The sequence below is a fragment of the Flavobacterium sp. GT3P67 genome, assembly GCF_004349155.1.
Taxonomy (GTDB): domain Bacteria; phylum Bacteroidota; class Bacteroidia; order Flavobacteriales; family Flavobacteriaceae; genus Flavobacterium; species Flavobacterium ranwuense.
This window is the reverse complement of record NZ_SMLF01000004.1, coordinates 186,503-202,707: the sequence shown is the minus strand read 5'-3', so window position 1 is coordinate 202,707 and position 16,205 is coordinate 186,503. Positions and strand designations below refer to the sequence as shown.

At 35.8% G+C, this 16,205-nt stretch carries 10 protein-coding genes; 1 reads left to right on the top strand and 9 read right to left on the bottom strand.

Annotated features, from left to right (window positions below):
• Positions 1–38: 38 nt before the first annotated feature.
• The 8 genes from uvrA to E0H99_RS08945 form a co-directional block, all read right to left on the bottom strand.
• Entirely contained in the window at positions 39–2,870 is a 2,832-nt protein-coding gene (gene uvrA, locus E0H99_RS08980; protein WP_131994060.1) for an excinuclease ABC subunit UvrA, read from the bottom strand.
• 172 nt (positions 2,871–3,042) lie between these two features.
• Positions 3,043–6,123: a WD40/YVTN/BNR-like repeat-containing protein gene (locus E0H99_RS08975; protein WP_131994057.1), complete on the bottom strand. Its 3,081-nt coding sequence runs from the start codon at positions 6,121–6,123 to the stop codon at positions 3,043–3,045.
• A gap of 152 nt (positions 6,124–6,275) precedes the next feature.
• On the bottom strand, positions 6,276–7,013 hold the full coding sequence (locus E0H99_RS08970; protein WP_131916065.1) for an outer membrane lipoprotein-sorting protein: 738 nt from the start codon (positions 7,011–7,013) through the stop codon (positions 6,276–6,278).
• 330 nt (positions 7,014–7,343) lie between these two features.
• Positions 7,344–9,128 (bottom strand): chloride channel protein, encoded by a 1,785-nt coding sequence (locus E0H99_RS08965; RefSeq protein ID WP_131994054.1) that lies wholly within the window; start codon positions 9,126–9,128, stop codon positions 7,344–7,346.
• A 36-nt stretch (positions 9,129–9,164) separates the two neighbouring features.
• Positions 9,165–9,839, bottom strand: a complete 675-nt coding sequence (locus tag E0H99_RS08960; RefSeq protein WP_131994051.1) for a DNA alkylation repair protein — start codon at positions 9,837–9,839, stop codon at positions 9,165–9,167.
• An 82-nt stretch (positions 9,840–9,921) separates the two neighbouring features.
• Positions 9,922–11,607 (bottom strand): gamma-glutamyltransferase, encoded by a 1,686-nt coding sequence (gene ggt, locus E0H99_RS08955; RefSeq protein ID WP_131994048.1) that lies wholly within the window; start codon positions 11,605–11,607, stop codon positions 9,922–9,924.
• 15 nt (positions 11,608–11,622) lie between these two features.
• Entirely contained in the window at positions 11,623–13,308 is a 1,686-nt protein-coding gene (ggt, locus tag E0H99_RS08950; RefSeq protein WP_131994045.1) for a gamma-glutamyltransferase, read from the bottom strand.
• Positions 13,305–13,889 (bottom strand): ACP phosphodiesterase, encoded by a 585-nt coding sequence (locus tag E0H99_RS08945; protein WP_131994042.1) that lies wholly within the window; start codon positions 13,887–13,889, stop codon positions 13,305–13,307. The genes ggt (E0H99_RS08950) and E0H99_RS08945 overlap by 4 nt, the downstream gene beginning before the upstream one ends.
• Before the next feature lie 119 nt (positions 13,890–14,008).
• On the opposite strand from E0H99_RS08945, the gene glmM reads away from it, so the two are divergent.
• Positions 14,009–15,397 (top strand): phosphoglucosamine mutase, encoded by a 1,389-nt coding sequence (gene glmM, locus E0H99_RS08940; protein WP_131994040.1) that lies wholly within the window; start codon positions 14,009–14,011, stop codon positions 15,395–15,397.
• A 110-nt stretch (positions 15,398–15,507) separates the two neighbouring features.
• Here glmM and E0H99_RS08935 read toward each other — a convergent pair whose 3' ends face one another.
• Positions 15,508–16,074 carry a PepSY domain-containing protein gene (locus E0H99_RS08935; protein WP_131994037.1) on the bottom strand — a complete coding sequence of 189 codons (567 nt, stop codon included), beginning with the start codon at positions 16,072–16,074 and terminating at the stop codon, positions 15,508–15,510.
• Between the last annotated feature and the right edge of the window lie 131 nt (positions 16,075–16,205).

Below are 16,205 nucleotides of genomic sequence, written 5' to 3'. Positions count from 1 at the left end.
TTTATTTTAACCCTGTTAAGGTTCAAATTCAACTTTTACTAAAGTAACTCTTTTTTCAAAAACTGCGCCGTATAGCTTTTTTTATTTTTTATAATTTCTTCAGGCATTCCTTTCGCAATAAGCTGTCCGCCGCCTTTTCCGCCTTCGGGGCCAATGTCGATAATGTAATCGGCTAGTTTAATTACGTCCATATTGTGCTCAATAATCAATATCGTATTTCCTTTATCAACCAGTTTATTAATCACTTCCATCAATACTCTAATATCTTCAAAATGCAAGCCCGTAGTGGGTTCGTCCAGAATATAAAAGGTATTTCCGGTATCTTTTTTGGATAATTCCCCAGCCAGTTTGATGCGTTGTGCTTCGCCACCGGAAAGCGTCGTGCTTTGTTGTCCAAGTGTAATATATCCTAAACCAACATCCTGAATGGTTTTTACTTTTCTGTAAATCTTCGGAATCATTTCAAAAAACGGAACCGCTTCATCTACCGTCATATTCAACACATCAGAAATGGATTTTCCTTTGTATCGAATCTCCAATGTTTCTCTGTTAAAACGCTTCCCTTGGCAGGTTTCACATTCTACATACACATCAGGCAGGAAGTTCATTTCTATGGTTCGTACCCCTGAACCTTCACAGGTTTCGCAACGTCCGCCTTTGACATTAAAACTGAATCGTCCCGCTTTATATCCCCGAATCATACTTTCAGAAGTCATCGTAAACAGATTTCTGATTTCAGTAAAAACTTCGGTATAAGTTGCTGGATTACTTCTTGGAGTTCTCCCAATCGGACTTTGGTCAATATCAATCACTTTATCAATATGTTCCAATCCTTCAATTTTTTTATACGGTTGTGGTTTTTTGACACCATTAAAATAATAGGCATTCAAAATAGGGTAGAGCGTTTCGTTAATTAAAGTCGATTTTCCACTTCCCGAAACTCCGGTCACACAAATCATTTTGCCCAAAGGCAATTCTATCGAAACATTTTTTAAGTTATTTCCTGTTGCTCCGGTCAGTTTTAAAAACTTCCCGTTTCCTTCCCTACGTTTTGCCGGAACTTCAATTTTCATCTCCCCATTCATATACATTGCTGTAATAGTGTGATGTTTCAGGATTTCGGCAGGCGTTCCTTTGCTGATGATTTCTCCACCGTATTTCCCTGCTTTTGGACCAATATCAATCACATAATCCGCACGTTCGATCATGTCTTTATCGTGTTCCACCACAATTACCGAGTTTCCAATATCGCGTAATTGTTCGAGAGAATGGATCAGTTTATCATTATCTCTTTGGTGTAAACCAATACTTGGCTCATCCAAAATATACAAAACTCCCACCAATTGCGAACCAATTTGTGTTGCCAATCGAATGCGTTGCGCTTCGCCACCGGAAAGTGATTTTGAGCTTCGGCTTAAAGCCAAATAATCCAAACCGACATTCATCAGGAAGTTCAATCGATCCTTAATTTCTTTGATTACTTCAGTAGCGATACGCTTTTGTTTATCAGATAAATGATTTTCCAAATCTAAAAACCAAGCTGTCAAATCCGAAATATCCATATCACATAATTCGGTAATATTTTTTTCATTGATTTTAAAGAACATTGCTTCCTTTTTCAAACGGGAACCTTCACAAACAGGACATTTTATTTCGTCCATGAACTCCTTCGCCCAACGTTTTATAGTTGTTGAACCACTTTCGTCATGTTGATTTTTTATGAAATGGGATATCCCTTCAAAATCAATTTTATATTCTCGGGCAACGCCTAAATCTTTGGAGTTGATGGTGAATTTCTCTTTTCCGCCATTCAAAATCATTTCCATTGCTTCCTCAGGAATGGTTTCTATCGCATCAGTCAATTTGAAACCGTATTTTTCTCCTATGATTTCCAGTTGCTTAAAAATCCAAGAGCTTTTATATTCGCCTAAAGGAGCAAAACCACCCGCTTTAATGGATAATTTTGGGTTTGGAATAATCTTCTTTGGGTTAATTTCATTTACTGTTCCTAATCCGTTGCAATGATCACAGGCACCTTTTGGGGAATTGAAAGAGAATAAATTAGGTTCAGGATTCTGGTATGAAATTCCGGTGGTTGGACACATCAGATTTCTACTGAAAAAACGAACTTCATTAGAGTCTTGATCTAAAACCATCAAAACATTCTCTCCGTGATGCATCGCGGTATTGATGCTTTCAGTCAAACGTTTTTCGTTATCTGGCGTATCTTCAATCACCATTCGATCCACAACAATTTCGATATCGTGTGTTTTGTAACGGTCTAATTTCATTCCCAAAGTAATATCCAGCACATCGCCGTTTACTCGAACTTTTAGGAAACCTTGCTTGGCAATTTGTTGAAAAAGTTCAGCATAATGTCCTTTTCGAGCCCGAATAACAGGCGCTAGAATATTGATGCGTTTCCCTGTAAAATCTTGAATAATCAAATCTTTGATTTGCTCATCAGAATAGGAAACCATTTTTTCGCCGGTATTGTAGCTGTATGCATCAGAACCACGCGCGTACAATAAACGCAGGAAATCATAAATCTCAGTGATAGTTCCCACGGTTGAACGAGGACTTTTACTGGTCGTTTTTTGTTCAATAGCAATTACAGGTGAAAGTCCGTCGATTTTATCGACATCGGGACGTTCCAAGCCACCCAGAAATTGACGTGCATAAGCAGAAAAAGTTTCTACATAACGGCGTTGCCCTTCGGCATAAATGGTATCGAAAGCTAAGGAGGATTTTCCGGAACCAGAAAGACCGGTAATTACGACCAGTTTTTCACGAGGAATGGAAATATCTATGTTTTTTAGGTTGTGAACGCGAGCGCCTTGAACTTCAATAGTATTGTCTTTGTCTAACATAATTTTTGCAAAAAAGCAAAGTTACAATTTTGAGTTGTTCTTTTCACCCAACGGTTTGGAAGATTTTGTTAAAGATTCTTCTGAAATTAGATTTGTGCAAATAAAAAGTTCAACATATAAAAAAAGCGCCAACATAATTTTTAACGCTTTCTTTGAGAAATTTTGATAAATATTATTCGGTTATAAATTCATTAAAAGGCTTAAGCACGAAAGGAATATTACTTTCTTTTGCTTTCTTTTGATAAGATGCTTCGTGTTTTGACTTTAACGTTTTAAACTCGTTTATTGAATTGTCAAATCGTTGTTTTATCGCTTCCATATTCTCCAGTTGTGAAGGGGATGGTGCCGTAAAACTGCTGGCGATATTAGAATATAATTCTCCCAATTTTTCTCTTAATTGTGGCTCTGCTGCACCTACGTAGTTATCACCAGTTGTCACCACCAATTTTGCTTTTAAATTATCAAAAGCCGTTTTTATTTTGGTAGCTTCTTTGGTATATGCTTTGTCTTTTGCCATAAGTTCGGTCAGCAAACTATTAGTCTGATCAATTTCATATACCGTGTAGGCCAATTCCTCGTTCATGTTGAATAATACACGTGTGATTTTTCTTTCTTTTTGACGGTCTGTTGCAGAAATACTACTTTTAGGGTCGTTTACTACTTTTAGCATGTACGCGTAGGTTTCTTTTCCTTTTGTAAGGACCGCTTTGTAGTTCCCTTCGGCTACTCTTGGTGCTGTAAATCCATAATAGGAGAGCGTTTTTCCTGCTGCAATTTTAGGACTTTTCATGTTGTAATTCCAATTTACAACATTGATTCCTTTTTGTTTACCAGGTGTAAGAGTAGTTATTTTGTTGCCATTTTCATCTTGAATCTCAAGATCCATTTTCCCTAAAGTATGACGTTTTTTTAGGTAATAAATAATCTGGGCACTCGAAGATGGATTATTTCCAACAAATTCCAATTCGGTTGCCGTTGTTCCAAAACTGGACTGTTCTTCTATTACCGCTGGTTTTAAATCAAAGAAATGCAAGTCTTTATTTAATACTACCTGGTTAATTTGACGTAGCGGACTAATGTCGTCCAGAATAATTATTCCTCTTCCGTGGGTTGCCATAACCAAATCGTTGGTTTTCTTGTTTAGCTCCATGTAATGAATCGCTACTGATGGCATTTTGTTTGTAAAATGCGACCAATTGCTTCCACCATCAATAGTTATATATAATCCTTTTTCGGTTCCTAAAAATAATAAATTTTCATTTATATAGTCTTCCTGAATGTTGCGTACAAATCCGTCCACATCAGCCGTGATTATAGATTTCCAGGTTTTACCAAAATCTGTTGTTTTATAGGTGTATGGCGCATAATCGTTTTTGGTATGTCCTTCGAAAACGGCATAAGCTGTTCCTTCTCCAAAAACACTGGCTTCAATATGATAGCACCAAGTGTTTTTAGGCAATCCTGTGATGTTAGCCACAACATTTGTCCATGTTTTTCCGCCATCTTTTGTCACCTGTATGTTACCATCGTCACTTCCTGCCCAAATGATATTCTCGTTTAGCGGTGATTCTGCAATGGTGAAAACCGTACAATGATTTTCGGCTCCTGAGTTATCTTTGGATAAACCACCTGAATTTTCCTGATTCATTTTTTTAGGATCATTTGTAGTTAAATCTGGTGATATTTTTGTCCAGGTGCGCCCCATATCTTCCGATTTATGAACAAATTGACTACCGATATAAAGGCGGTCAGTTTGTTTTTTGCTGACATCCATAGGAGTATTCCAGTTGAAACGTAGTTTAGGATCTCCTTTTACGGCAAGTGGCTGTATAGTAATAAGTTCTTGACTGTCAATATTGAAGCGCCAAACATTTTCGGCACCTTGCATTTCGCTATAAATAATGTTCTTGGATGGATGTTTCACTACTCTGAAGCCATCTCCATAACCTACGCGAGTCCAATCTCTTGCTTCAATGCCACCCGGACTTTTTGAAGGCCCATACCAAGAACCATTATCTTGCAATCCACCATATACATTATAAGGTTCATTATCGTCTATACTTACATGATAAAATTGGGAAACGGGTAAACTACTTACCATTTCCATGGTTGAGCCACCATCCCAGCTTCTATATACACCGCCATCGGTTCCAGAATACATGCGATTGCTGTCATTAATATCAAAAGTAACATCGTGAATGTCGCCATGCATGTTTCCTAAACTCTTAAAAGTCTTTCCGCCATCTCGGCTAATAGAACCCATTAATCCTGCTTTAACAACGATGTCAGCGTTTTTTGGATCTACCACAATTCTTGAAAAATAAAAAGGACGCACCACCAAACCAAAATCACTGTTTAAATGTTTCCATGTTGCGCCTGCATCATCGGAACGGTATAAGCCATTCTTATCACTTTTTTCAGTTTCAAGTACGGAATATAAAATATTTGAATTTGTAGGCGCAACGGCAATTGCGATTCTTCCTAATTTACCTTGAGGAAAACCATTGTGGATTTTGTTCCATGTTTTGCCACCATCAAATGATTTGTATAATGCAGATTGTGTTCCTCCAGAACTAAATGACCATCCCGTTCTACGGAATTCCCAAAAACTGGCATACATGATGTTAGTATTTTTTGGATCTATAATTAAATCGGAGCAACCAGTTTTTGCATCAACGTAAAATTCTTTTTTCCAAGTGGTTCCGCCGTCTGTCGTTTTATAAATACCTCTTTCTTCGCTATCTCCCCATAAGGCTCCTAATACACCCACCCATACCACATCACTGTTTTTTGGATCGATTACAATAGAACTGATACGATCAGATTTTGGCAATCCCATATTTTTCCAGTTCTGTCCTCCATCTGTAGATTTATAGATTCCGTCTCCTACGGATACGCTGTTTCGTGTCCAGGTTTCACCAGTTCCTACCCAAATATTCTGATCGGGTTTTGATGGGTCAATGGCTACACAACCGATAGACTGAATGTGCCCATCGAAAATTGGAGCGAATGAGGCTCCGCCATCATAACTTTTCCAGACACCACCACCAGCGGTAGCCGTATAGACTATTTTGTTATTGGTTGGGTGCATTTCCAAGTCGGTTATACGACCGCTCATCAACGCCGGACCAAGATGTCTTGCGGAAATGTCACCAAATAATTCTTTTCCTTTAAGGATTACTTTTTCTTGTGCATTAACTGCTGATGACGCAAAAAGAAGTAAAGTTGCTATTAATAGATTGGTTTTTTTCATATGTAGATAATATTTTTTTTATAGGAATATGTATGCACCATGAGGAAATATCTTTATACACAATTTGTGTTTTAAGAAACATGGCTATTTCATAAAAAGAGTTTTAAAAAAATCCCCAACGCAGGTTGAGGATTGATAGTTATAGCTTGATATTATTGCGCTGGAAAAGCAAAAGCGCTGTCAGCAACTGTAGGGTTTAAAGTTACTTTTTTAATTTTCATATCTTGTCCTCCCATATTCATTGAAAATGGAAAAAATACACCGTCAACTTCTTGATAATCACTCATTGTTGAAACCGATTTTTGACCTTTCATTGGACCTTGTTTAATCTCTGTTTCTGTTGCTATTGCTAAGTAGTTTTCTGTGTCAAAATAGTAATAGGATATATCATCCATTTTTACACCATCAACAGTGACTGGTTTCTTTGTGAATTTTATCTTGAAGCATTCCGTACCTTCTTTAGTTTCTTTTCCTATAAATTCTGCGGCGTATCCTTTAGCTTTATAGTCTAACAATGCATCCGGAAAGTCGTTGTTGCTTAGAATAGCATTTGCCGTTGTCTCAGCATCACTTTTTTCCGCTTTCATCGTCATGAAATTAGTATTCCAAATGGTTTTACCGTCCGATGCCATTTGTGTGATTTCTTTTCCTTGTAAAGAAATTTTAACATACATCTTACCTCCAGCTAATTGTACCATTTCAACTGGAATTTCCATACCCTGAGCATTAATGCTCATTTCCATTTTAACACCTTTAAGGGGTTTTAATTTTTCTACACCTCCAATAGTTGTAAAGTATTTAGAGATAACTTCATCTGCACTTTGTGCAAAAACAGAAGTACTGACAATAGAAAATAAAAATGCAACGATTGATAATTTTAATGTTTTCATAATTTTTTGTTTGGTTTACTGTGTTAGTATAAATTTATTTTAAAAAGTTACAAGATGAAATGATATTCTTGTTAATTAATTTAGAGGTTATAATTATGTTTAAAGATATTAATTAATAAAGTATGAAATAAAAAAATATAATTATAACAGTATGTGATTGTTATGGATTCAGTCACATTTGATGTTTCTTCTAAAAAACACATTTTGATTTATTTTTTCGATAGAACAGTTTAGGAGTTTATGTTAAATTTAGGATACAAAAAAACGCCAACCTAAGTTAGCGTTTTCTATTATGGATGTGGATCAATAATATCATTTTTATATTAAAATCTATTCAATCGTCATCGATTTTAGTTTAGCTCTATAGGCCTCAAGTGCAAGAGATTTAGAAATAAAACCATAATATTTGCCCTCTTTTATTACCGGTAGAAAAACAACTTTCGCCTTTTCAAATTTATTCATAACAGTTTCCATACTATCCTCGGGGGATATTATTTCAACAGGCGGAATCATAACTTCCTTTATCAAAGTATATTTTACGCGATACGGATTGAAAATAATTTCTCTGATCGTATTAAAATGTACTATACCTACCATTTTTAGGTCTTTATCAACAACAGCAAAAATAACTTGATTGGAATGTGAAATTAAATCAACTAATTTTTCTAGATTTTCATCAGGCGAAACGGTTAAATAATCTGTTTGAATAATAGAATTAGTATCTAAAGTGGATAGTACGTTTGTATCTTTATTACTGGTAAAAGCATGTCCTTTTTTGGCTAAATTCTTTACATCCATAGAATGTTTTTCAAATCGTTTTGAAATCGCAAAACTAATGGAAGCCACAATCATCAAAGGAATCATCAAATTATACCCTCCGGTAATTTCAGCAATTAAGAATATCGCAGTCAAGGGAGCATGAAACAAACCACTTAAAATTCCTGCCATTCCAACTAATGTGAAATTACTTACTGGTAATTTAGTAAGTCCTGTCAGATTTAAAAATTTAGAGAAAAAGAAACCAACATATGAACCCAGAAATAGGGAAGGAGCAAAGTTTCCTCCGTTTCCACCACTTCCCAGAGTAATTCCAGTTGCAAAAACTTTCAGCATCATAGTCAAACCCACAAATACCAATAAAGCCCAACTATTGTCTCGAAAACCGCTAAATAATGTGTTTTCCAATAATTTCCCAGGATCATTTTCGGATAATGTTTTAATACTTTCGTATCCTTCGCCAAAAAGCGTCGGAAAAATAAAAATAAGAATGGCCAAAATCGAAGAACCAAACAACGCTTTTTTATAAGGTGATAATTTAAGTCTTGCGAAAAAATGTTCTACTTTTTGGAAATTACGGGAATAATAAACCGAAATAAATCCAGTAAACAAACCTAAAAGGATATAGAAAGCAATGTTATGATAATCAAAACTTTGTTGTTGTTTGAACGAAAGCAAAATTTCTTCATCTAATGCAATTACCGAAACTAAAGCACCTGTTGCAGCGGCAATCATAATGGGTGTAAATGCAGCAATACTCACATCAACAAGCAAAACTTCAATAGCAAATAAAACTCCGGCAATAGGCGCATTAAAGGCAGCGGCAATTCCTGCAGCAACTCCACAACCTATAAGTAGCGTTCGGTCTTTATAACTTAACTTATATTTTTGGGCATAATTCGAACCAAAAGCAGCCCCGGTAATCACAATCGGACTTTCTAAACCAGCTGAACCTCCTAATCCAACAGTTAGCGAACTGGTTACAATTTGGGCATACATTTGTTTTTTTGGAATAATACTCGCTTTTTTGGCAACAGCATATAAAATTTGTGAAGTCCCTTTTTGAATTGTTCCTCCTAAAACTCTTTTGACAACAAAAACAGTAAGCAGAATACCAATTATAGGCAAAATACTATTGATGAAACCCAATTTTAAAATTCCACTGACATAAGTAGCAAAAGAAAATACCCAGTGCGCAAAAGTTTTCAAAACGATAACCGCAAAAGCGGCAGAGATACCAACTAAAACCGCAGATAAAAATATAAACTGCTTTGGAGTTAACATGGATTGCGCAAAAGCTATTATGGTTTCTAATTTCGAAATATATTTTTTGAACATGATACTTTTTAAAGGGAGTGCAAAATTACTATTATTTTAAGGGCAACAAATATTTTTCAATGCTTCTTTTCTACTTAATGGTTTTAAATTACTGTTTTCTACAAACTGTCTCACAATTTCAGGATTTGACTTTGCATATTCCCGTAACGACCAGCCAATTGCTTTTTGAATAAAAAATTCCTTAGAATGAGCCTGTTTTAAACATTGTGAAAATAAAAAATCAGCATTCGTTTTTTGTTTATAACCCAATTGAAATAAAATAGCACTTCGGTTCAACCACATATTCCCTGAATTAGAAAATCGTTTTATTACATTTTGGGCTTCCAATGGAAATTCCAATAGATATTCACCCAATATGTATTTTGCAATCGTATCGACGCTGTCCCACCAAGAATTGTTGCCTATCAATTTTTCAATCAGTTGAATGTCTTCTTTTCTATAATTCCCCTTGAGTTCTTTTATCAAAATTTCAATCGCGCAATAATGAAATTCCCGTTCTTTTTTTGAATATAAAGCTACTGCAACTGTTCTAGCGTTTTCAGAAATCTCGTTTTTGTTTTCTTTCCAAATTTCTTTGAAAATGCGTCTTCGTTCCTCCGTTTTTATTCCAAAAAAAGGAAAGTTATTCTTCATGTATTTTGCCATAGCAAAAGCATTTTCCGGATTCTTATTTTGTTTAAAAGCTTTTTCTAAGACAAGTATAAAGTTCATAAATAGTAAATTTCAATGGCAAAATTCAATAACAATATCGATTTAAAATGCTTAACATGGTCAATAACCAGTAACTCATAACTTAAAATCCAACCGCTTTATCGTCTCCTCTAAAATCAGCGCCACCTTCGAGTTTTTTATTTGGTAAAACCAAAATGGCATCTACTTTTCCTATTACGGGTGTTGTTTTTTCATTAATGATGTATCCTTTTGATTTCAAGGTTTCAAAGGTTTTAGTATCGAATGTATTGGGTTCAAAAGTGATTAAATCCGGTAACCATTGGTGGTGAAAACGAGGCGCATTTACGGCTTTTTGCATACTCAAACTATACTCGTAAACATTTAATATGGTTTGCAATACCGATGTAATAATCGTAGAACCACCGGGAGAACCCACAACCATAAATAATTTTCCGTTTTTCTCTACAATAGTTGGAGTCATAGAACTCAACATTCGTTTTTGTGGCGCAATACTGTTGGCTTCATTTCCTACTAACCCAAACATATTGGGTTCACCTGGTTTGGCACTGAAATCATCCATTTCGTTGTTAAGGAAAAAGCCCAATTCATCACAATAATATTTGGAACCATACCCGTCGTTTAATGTTGTAGTTGATGAAACCGCATTACCAAACTGATCCACAATTGAATAATGGGTCGTCTCCGTACTTTCATTATAATTTACTTTTCCTTCTTTTATATCTGAGGATAAAGTGGCTTTTTCAAAACTAAAATTCGACATTCTTTGTTTCAAATAATCATCAGCCATTAATGCTTTCAGGGGAATTTTTACAAAATCAGGATCGCCCAGATAATAACTTCTGTCTGCATAGGCCCTTCTTTCGGCTTCTACAATAACTTGAATGGCTTCCGTTGAATTCTGCCCCATTTTAGCCAGGTCGAAAGGTGCTATCATTTTGAATATTTCGGCCAGACATATTCCGCCACTGCTGGGTGGAGGCATAGAAATTACCTTTAAATCCTTGTAATCAAAAATGAGTGGCGTTCTCCATTTGGCTTCATATTTTGCCAAATCTTCCAAGCTGATTATGGCTCCTTTTTCCTGAAGATATTTGAATAATATATTAGCGGTTTCCCCTTTGTAAAATTCATCTCTGCCATTTTTTGAAATCCTTTTCAATGTAGCTGCCAGTGCAGGATATTTGATCACATCGTTTTCTTTGAAAGCAGTTGCAAATAGCGTTTTATCACCATTTACTTTTATGATTTTCGCTCGATATGCAGCCAATCTATCTTCTTGTTTTTTGGTAACAATGACACCTCTTTCTGCTAATTCAATTACAGGTTTCAGAATTTCTTCGATAGGTAAAGAACCCAGTTTTTCATGAACAGCAAAAACGCCGGCTATCGTTCCAGGAACTCCAATAGCAAGAGGAGATTCAGTACTTTTTCCTTTTATAACATTTCCTTTTTCGTCAAGAAACATATCTTTTGTAGCTGCTAATGGCGCTTTTTCACGGTAATCCAATGAACCAATTTCGCCGTTTGCTTTTCGATAGACCATAAAACCACCACCGCCAAGATTTCCTGCAAACGGATAGGCTACTGCCAAAGCCAATTCGGTTGCAACCATCGCATCAAAAGCATTGCCACCTTTTTTCATGATTTCAACTCCGATTTTGGAAGCTTCTTCTCGTGCTGAAACTACCATTGCTTTATCAGCAACTAGTCCAGTGGGTTGAATCATTACATTTTGGGTTTTACAACCAATAGAAAAAATACTCAATAGAATAATAATTTTTTTCATTCGAATACTATAAATTTAAAATCCAACGGCTTTATTATCACCTCTTTTATCTGCGCCACCTTCCAATTTGCCATTTGGAAGAATCAAAACAGCATCGACTTCGCCGATAATTTCTTTGTTTTTTTCATTGATGATGTATCCTTTTTTCTTCAATTGTTCTAATACCTCTTTAGAGAAAGAATTCGGTTCAAAAGTAATTTCATCCGGTAACCATTGATGGTGAAAACGAGGTGCGTTTACAGCTTCTTGCATGCTCATATCAAATTCATACACGTTTAGTATCGTTTGTAAAACCGAAGTGATAATTGTGGAGCCTCCCGGCGTACCCACAACCATAAAAAGTTTATCGTCTTTCTCGACAATCGTTGGCGTCATGGAACTCAACATTCGTTTTTCTGGAGCAATGCTGTTGGCTTCACTTCCAGTTAATCCATATAAGTTTGGAACTCCCGGTTTGGCACTGAAATCGTCCATTTGATTATTCAAAAAGAAACCCAATTCATCGCAATATATTTTAGAACCATAATTATCATTTAAAGTGGTCGTTGCCGAAACTGCATTTCCTGCTGCATCCACAATAGAATAATGAGTGGTTTGGTTGCTTTCATATCCTTTAATTGCTCCATGGGCAATATCCGAAGATTTAGAAGCTTTATCGAATGAAAAATCACTCATTCTTTTTTCTAAATAGGATGGGCTTACTAATTCTTTTATCGGAAGTTTTACAAAATCAGGATCACCCAAAAAATAATTCCTGTCGGCATAGGCTCTTCGTTCTGCTTCTGTAATTACTTGAATCGTTTTTACGCTGTTGTGTCCCATTTGTGAAAGATTGAAAGGCTCAATCATTTTCATGATTTGATTCAGACAAATTCCGCCACTGCTGGGTGGAGACATCGAGGTGATTTTTAAATTTTTATATTGAAAGGTAATTGGAGTTCTCCATTTGGCATTATAACGGTTTAAATCTTCTAATGTAGCATTTCCGCCTTTTTTAGCAAGAAAAGAGATTAATTTTTGAGCAGTTTCTCCTTTGTAAAATTCATCCCGACCGTTTTTAGCAATTCTTTTTAATGTTGCTGCTAATGCGGTATATTTTATGGTATCATTTTCTTTATATGCTTTGGAAAACAAACTATTCTTACCATTGCTTTTTATAAAGGAAGCTCTATAATAAGCCAAACTTTCGGCTTGAAATTTAGTGACAACAACACCTCTTTCTGCTAAGGCAATTACAGGTTTCAGAATTTCGCTTATGGGTAAAGAACCGTATTTTTCATGCACTTCAAATATTCCTGCAATGGTACCCGGAATTCCGGATGCCAAAGCGGTTGCTGTACTTTTTCCTTCTATTACATTTCCTTTTTCGTCCAGAAACATATCTTTTGACGCTGCCAAAGGCGCTTTTTCTCTGTAATCGATAGCACCCGTTTCGCCATTGGCTTTTCTGAAAACCATGAAACCGCCGCCACCAATATTTCCGGCCTGAGGATGTGAAACTGCCAAAGCCAGTTCAGTGGCAACCATGGCATCAAAAGCATTCCCGCCTTTTTTCATGATTTCAACTCCAATTTGCGAAGCTTCTTCACGAGCTGAAACTACCATGGCTTTTGAAGTTACTAAACCAGTTGGTTCAACAGTTTTTTCATTCGATTTGCAACCTAAAACGGCAAAGGCAAGTAGAAAAAATATTTTTTTCATAAGGTGGTTATTTTAGTATTCGAAAATAGTATTAATTCTTGAAAGAAATCGGTGAACTCCTTTTCAAATTCCGGATAAAATTCTGAAAGTTCATGGGTAGCAAACCGCATTTTAGATTCGTTTTTGGTGCGTTGATCCATTTGCGTCAAAATTCGATTAATTCCTTCCACAGTTTGATAGCTCACCAGCCAATTTTGGTTAATCATGTATGGCATCATTCCCTTGGTCCTTTCTGAAAGATTGATATGGTTGTCCTGTAAAGATTGATAAAAGCGTGATACAAAATCGTCAAGGTTTTCATCAGAATAAGTGTTCCAGTTTTTAGCTAAAAAATGATCGTAAAAAACATCTACAATTACACCGGCATAATGATGGTATTTCTCATGCAGTTTTTTGGTGCTTTTCCTAAAAATGGGATGCGCATCGGTAAAAGTATCAATGGCACGATGGAGAATGATTCCTTTTTGAATTTCTAAAGGATAACTTTCAAAATGTTTTCCACGAATCCCATCGGCCATGAAATTGCCAATTTTGATTAAATCATTATCACCGGAAAGATAGATGTGTGCTAGAAAATTCATTCGCCTAATTTAGGAATTTAAATGATGAATTTTGAATTCTAAATGACTTTTATAAACCGTCAATTATTATATTTGCGGACAATTTAAAATTTATAATTCAAAAATTAAAATAATAATCAATGACTTTAATAAAATCAATATCAGGAATTCGTGGAACAATAGGAGGTAAAGTAGGTGATAACCTGACACCTGTTGATGCAGTTAAATTTGCTTCGGCGTATGGAACTTGGTTAAAAAAATATATTGGAAAAGAAAAAATCACTGTTGTTGTAGGTCGTGACGCTCGTATTTCGGGACCAATGATTCACAATTTGGTGGTAAACACTTTAATTGGTTTAGGAATTGATGTGATTGATTTGGGTTTATCAACTACGCCAACTGTTGAAGTGGCTGTTCCGTTAGAAAAAGCCGAAGGAGGAATTATCCTTACGGCTTCTCATAATCCAAAACAATGGAATGCCTTAAAATTATTGAATGAAAAAGGAGAATTCCTGAATGGTGCAGAAGGACTAAAAATTCTGGAAATTGCCGAAGCGGAAGCTTTTGATTTTTCGGATGTAGATGATTTAGGAACTATCATGATTAACGATGCGTACATGGATATTCATATTGATGAAGTCTTGAATTTACCTTTGGTAGATGTAGATGCAGTTAAAGCGGCTAAATTCAAAGTAGTGGTTGATGGTGTAAATTCATCAGGCGGAATTATTATTCCAAGATTATTGGAATTAATGGGCGTTGAAGTAGTCGAATTATACTGTGACCCAAACGGGCATTTTCCTCATAATCCAGAACCGTTAAAAGAACATTTGACTGATATTTCGGAATTGGTTGTCAAAGAGAAAGCTGATTTAGGAATCGTGGTTGATCCTGATGTAGATCGTTTGGCTTTCATTTGCGAAGACGGAGAAATGTTTGGAGAAGAATATACTTTGGTGGCTTGCGCCGATTATGTTTTGAGTAAAACACCAGGAAACACCGTTTCGAATATGTCTTCTTCCCGTGCTTTGCGTGATGTGACAAATATGCATAAAGGAAGCTATGAAGCCAGTGCCGTAGGTGAGGTAAATGTAGTGGAATTGATGAAAAAGAATAATGCTGTAATTGGGGGAGAAGGAAACGGAGGAATCATTTATCCCGAACTGCATTACGGACGTGATAGTTTGGTAGGAGTAGCCTTGTTTTTAACGCATTTGGCCAACAAAAAAATGACCGTTTCTGCTTTGCGTGCTTCGTATCCTGAATATTATATGAGCAAAAATAAAATCGAATTAACGCCACAAATTGATGTTGATGCGATTCTTGTTGCCATGACTGAGAAATACAAAAATGAAGATATTACCACTATTGACGGTGTGAAAATTGATTTTGCTGAAAATTGGGTTCACCTAAGGAAATCGAACACAGAACCGATTATTCGTATTTATACCGAAGCGGCTTCACAAGAAAAAGCAGACAGTTTGGCACTTAGAATTATTGATGAAATTAAAGCAGTAGCTGGATTATAAGAGAAGTCTAAAAGATTACATATTGCAAGCCTGTTCGATTAATTGAATAGGCTTGTTTTTTTGTAATGTGCTGAAAAACAGAGGATGTTTTTATAAGAATTACAGATTCGTTATTTTCGTTTCATCCTTTTTGGTCCATACCAGAGCCAGAACCCTGTGATGGAAAATATCAAAAGTGCCAGTCCCATGACGGTTGTGTAAACCAATTTAATGAGTCCATTGCCAGTCTTGAAATAATCGTCAAGAATTGATCCATCGTGTACCTTTTCAATAAAGTCAGACCGTCTTCTTTCAATATGTAATAATTGCCCTGTTGCCCCATCAAGTTGAATTCCCCAAAAGTTTTCGGCAAAAATAAATTTCACCATTCCTTTATCTTTTTTAATCTCAATTCGTTCTAGTTCCAGCGTTGATTCTTTTGAAATAGAGTCTAGTAAAATTTTGCAAGCGTTTTTGTGTAAACTGTCAATAGGAAGCCAGTCTTTTAAATGTATTGAAGTTCCTTGAAATGATTTTGATTGCAGCAACCCGCCACTATTTTTTTTCCAACCTAATAGAATTCCTGTCACGGAAACAAAAAAGAAAAAAATAAATAAAAAAGCTCCAGTTGTTCGGTGAATTTTCCTGAATACCCTGAGCAATTTGGCTTGTTGTTTCCTTTGATTATTTTCGGTCATTTTAATTTCTGTGTTTTGATTTCAGTATGGGCTAAGCTCTCCTTTACTTATAGTATAGTTGCTTTTGTAAATCGAGGGCTATACCTTTTATAAAAAGTAAGAATTTGCGAATATACAAAGCGATCTCTATA

What these genes read in the sequence shown, in the direction of transcription:
- uvrA (WP_131994060.1), bottom strand. Translation starts at nt 2,870, where the DNA reads ATGTTAGACAAAGACAATACTATTGAAGTTCAAGGCGCTCGCGTTCAC.
- E0H99_RS08975 (WP_131994057.1), bottom strand. Translation starts at nt 6,123, where the DNA reads ATGAAAAAAACCAATCTATTAATAGCAACTTTACTTCTTTTTGCGTCA.
- E0H99_RS08970 (WP_131916065.1), bottom strand. Translation starts at nt 7,013, where the DNA reads ATGAAAACATTAAAATTATCAATCGTTGCATTTTTATTTTCTATTGTC.
- E0H99_RS08965 (WP_131994054.1), bottom strand. Translation starts at nt 9,128, where the DNA reads ATGTTCAAAAAATATATTTCGAAATTAGAAACCATAATAGCTTTTGCG.
- E0H99_RS08960 (WP_131994051.1), bottom strand. Translation starts at nt 9,839, where the DNA reads ATGAACTTTATACTTGTCTTAGAAAAAGCTTTTAAACAAAATAAGAAT.
- ggt (WP_131994048.1), bottom strand. Translation starts at nt 11,607, where the DNA reads ATGAAAAAAATTATTATTCTATTGAGTATTTTTTCTATTGGTTGTAAA.
- ggt (WP_131994045.1), bottom strand. Translation starts at nt 13,308, where the DNA reads ATGAAAAAAATATTTTTTCTACTTGCCTTTGCCGTTTTAGGTTGCAAA.
- E0H99_RS08945 (WP_131994042.1), bottom strand. Translation starts at nt 13,889, where the DNA reads ATGAATTTTCTAGCACACATCTATCTTTCCGGTGATAATGATTTAATC.
- glmM (WP_131994040.1), top strand. Translation starts at nt 14,009, where the DNA reads ATGACTTTAATAAAATCAATATCAGGAATTCGTGGAACAATAGGAGGT.
- E0H99_RS08935 (WP_131994037.1), bottom strand. Translation starts at nt 16,074, where the DNA reads ATGACCGAAAATAATCAAAGGAAACAACAAGCCAAATTGCTCAGGGTA.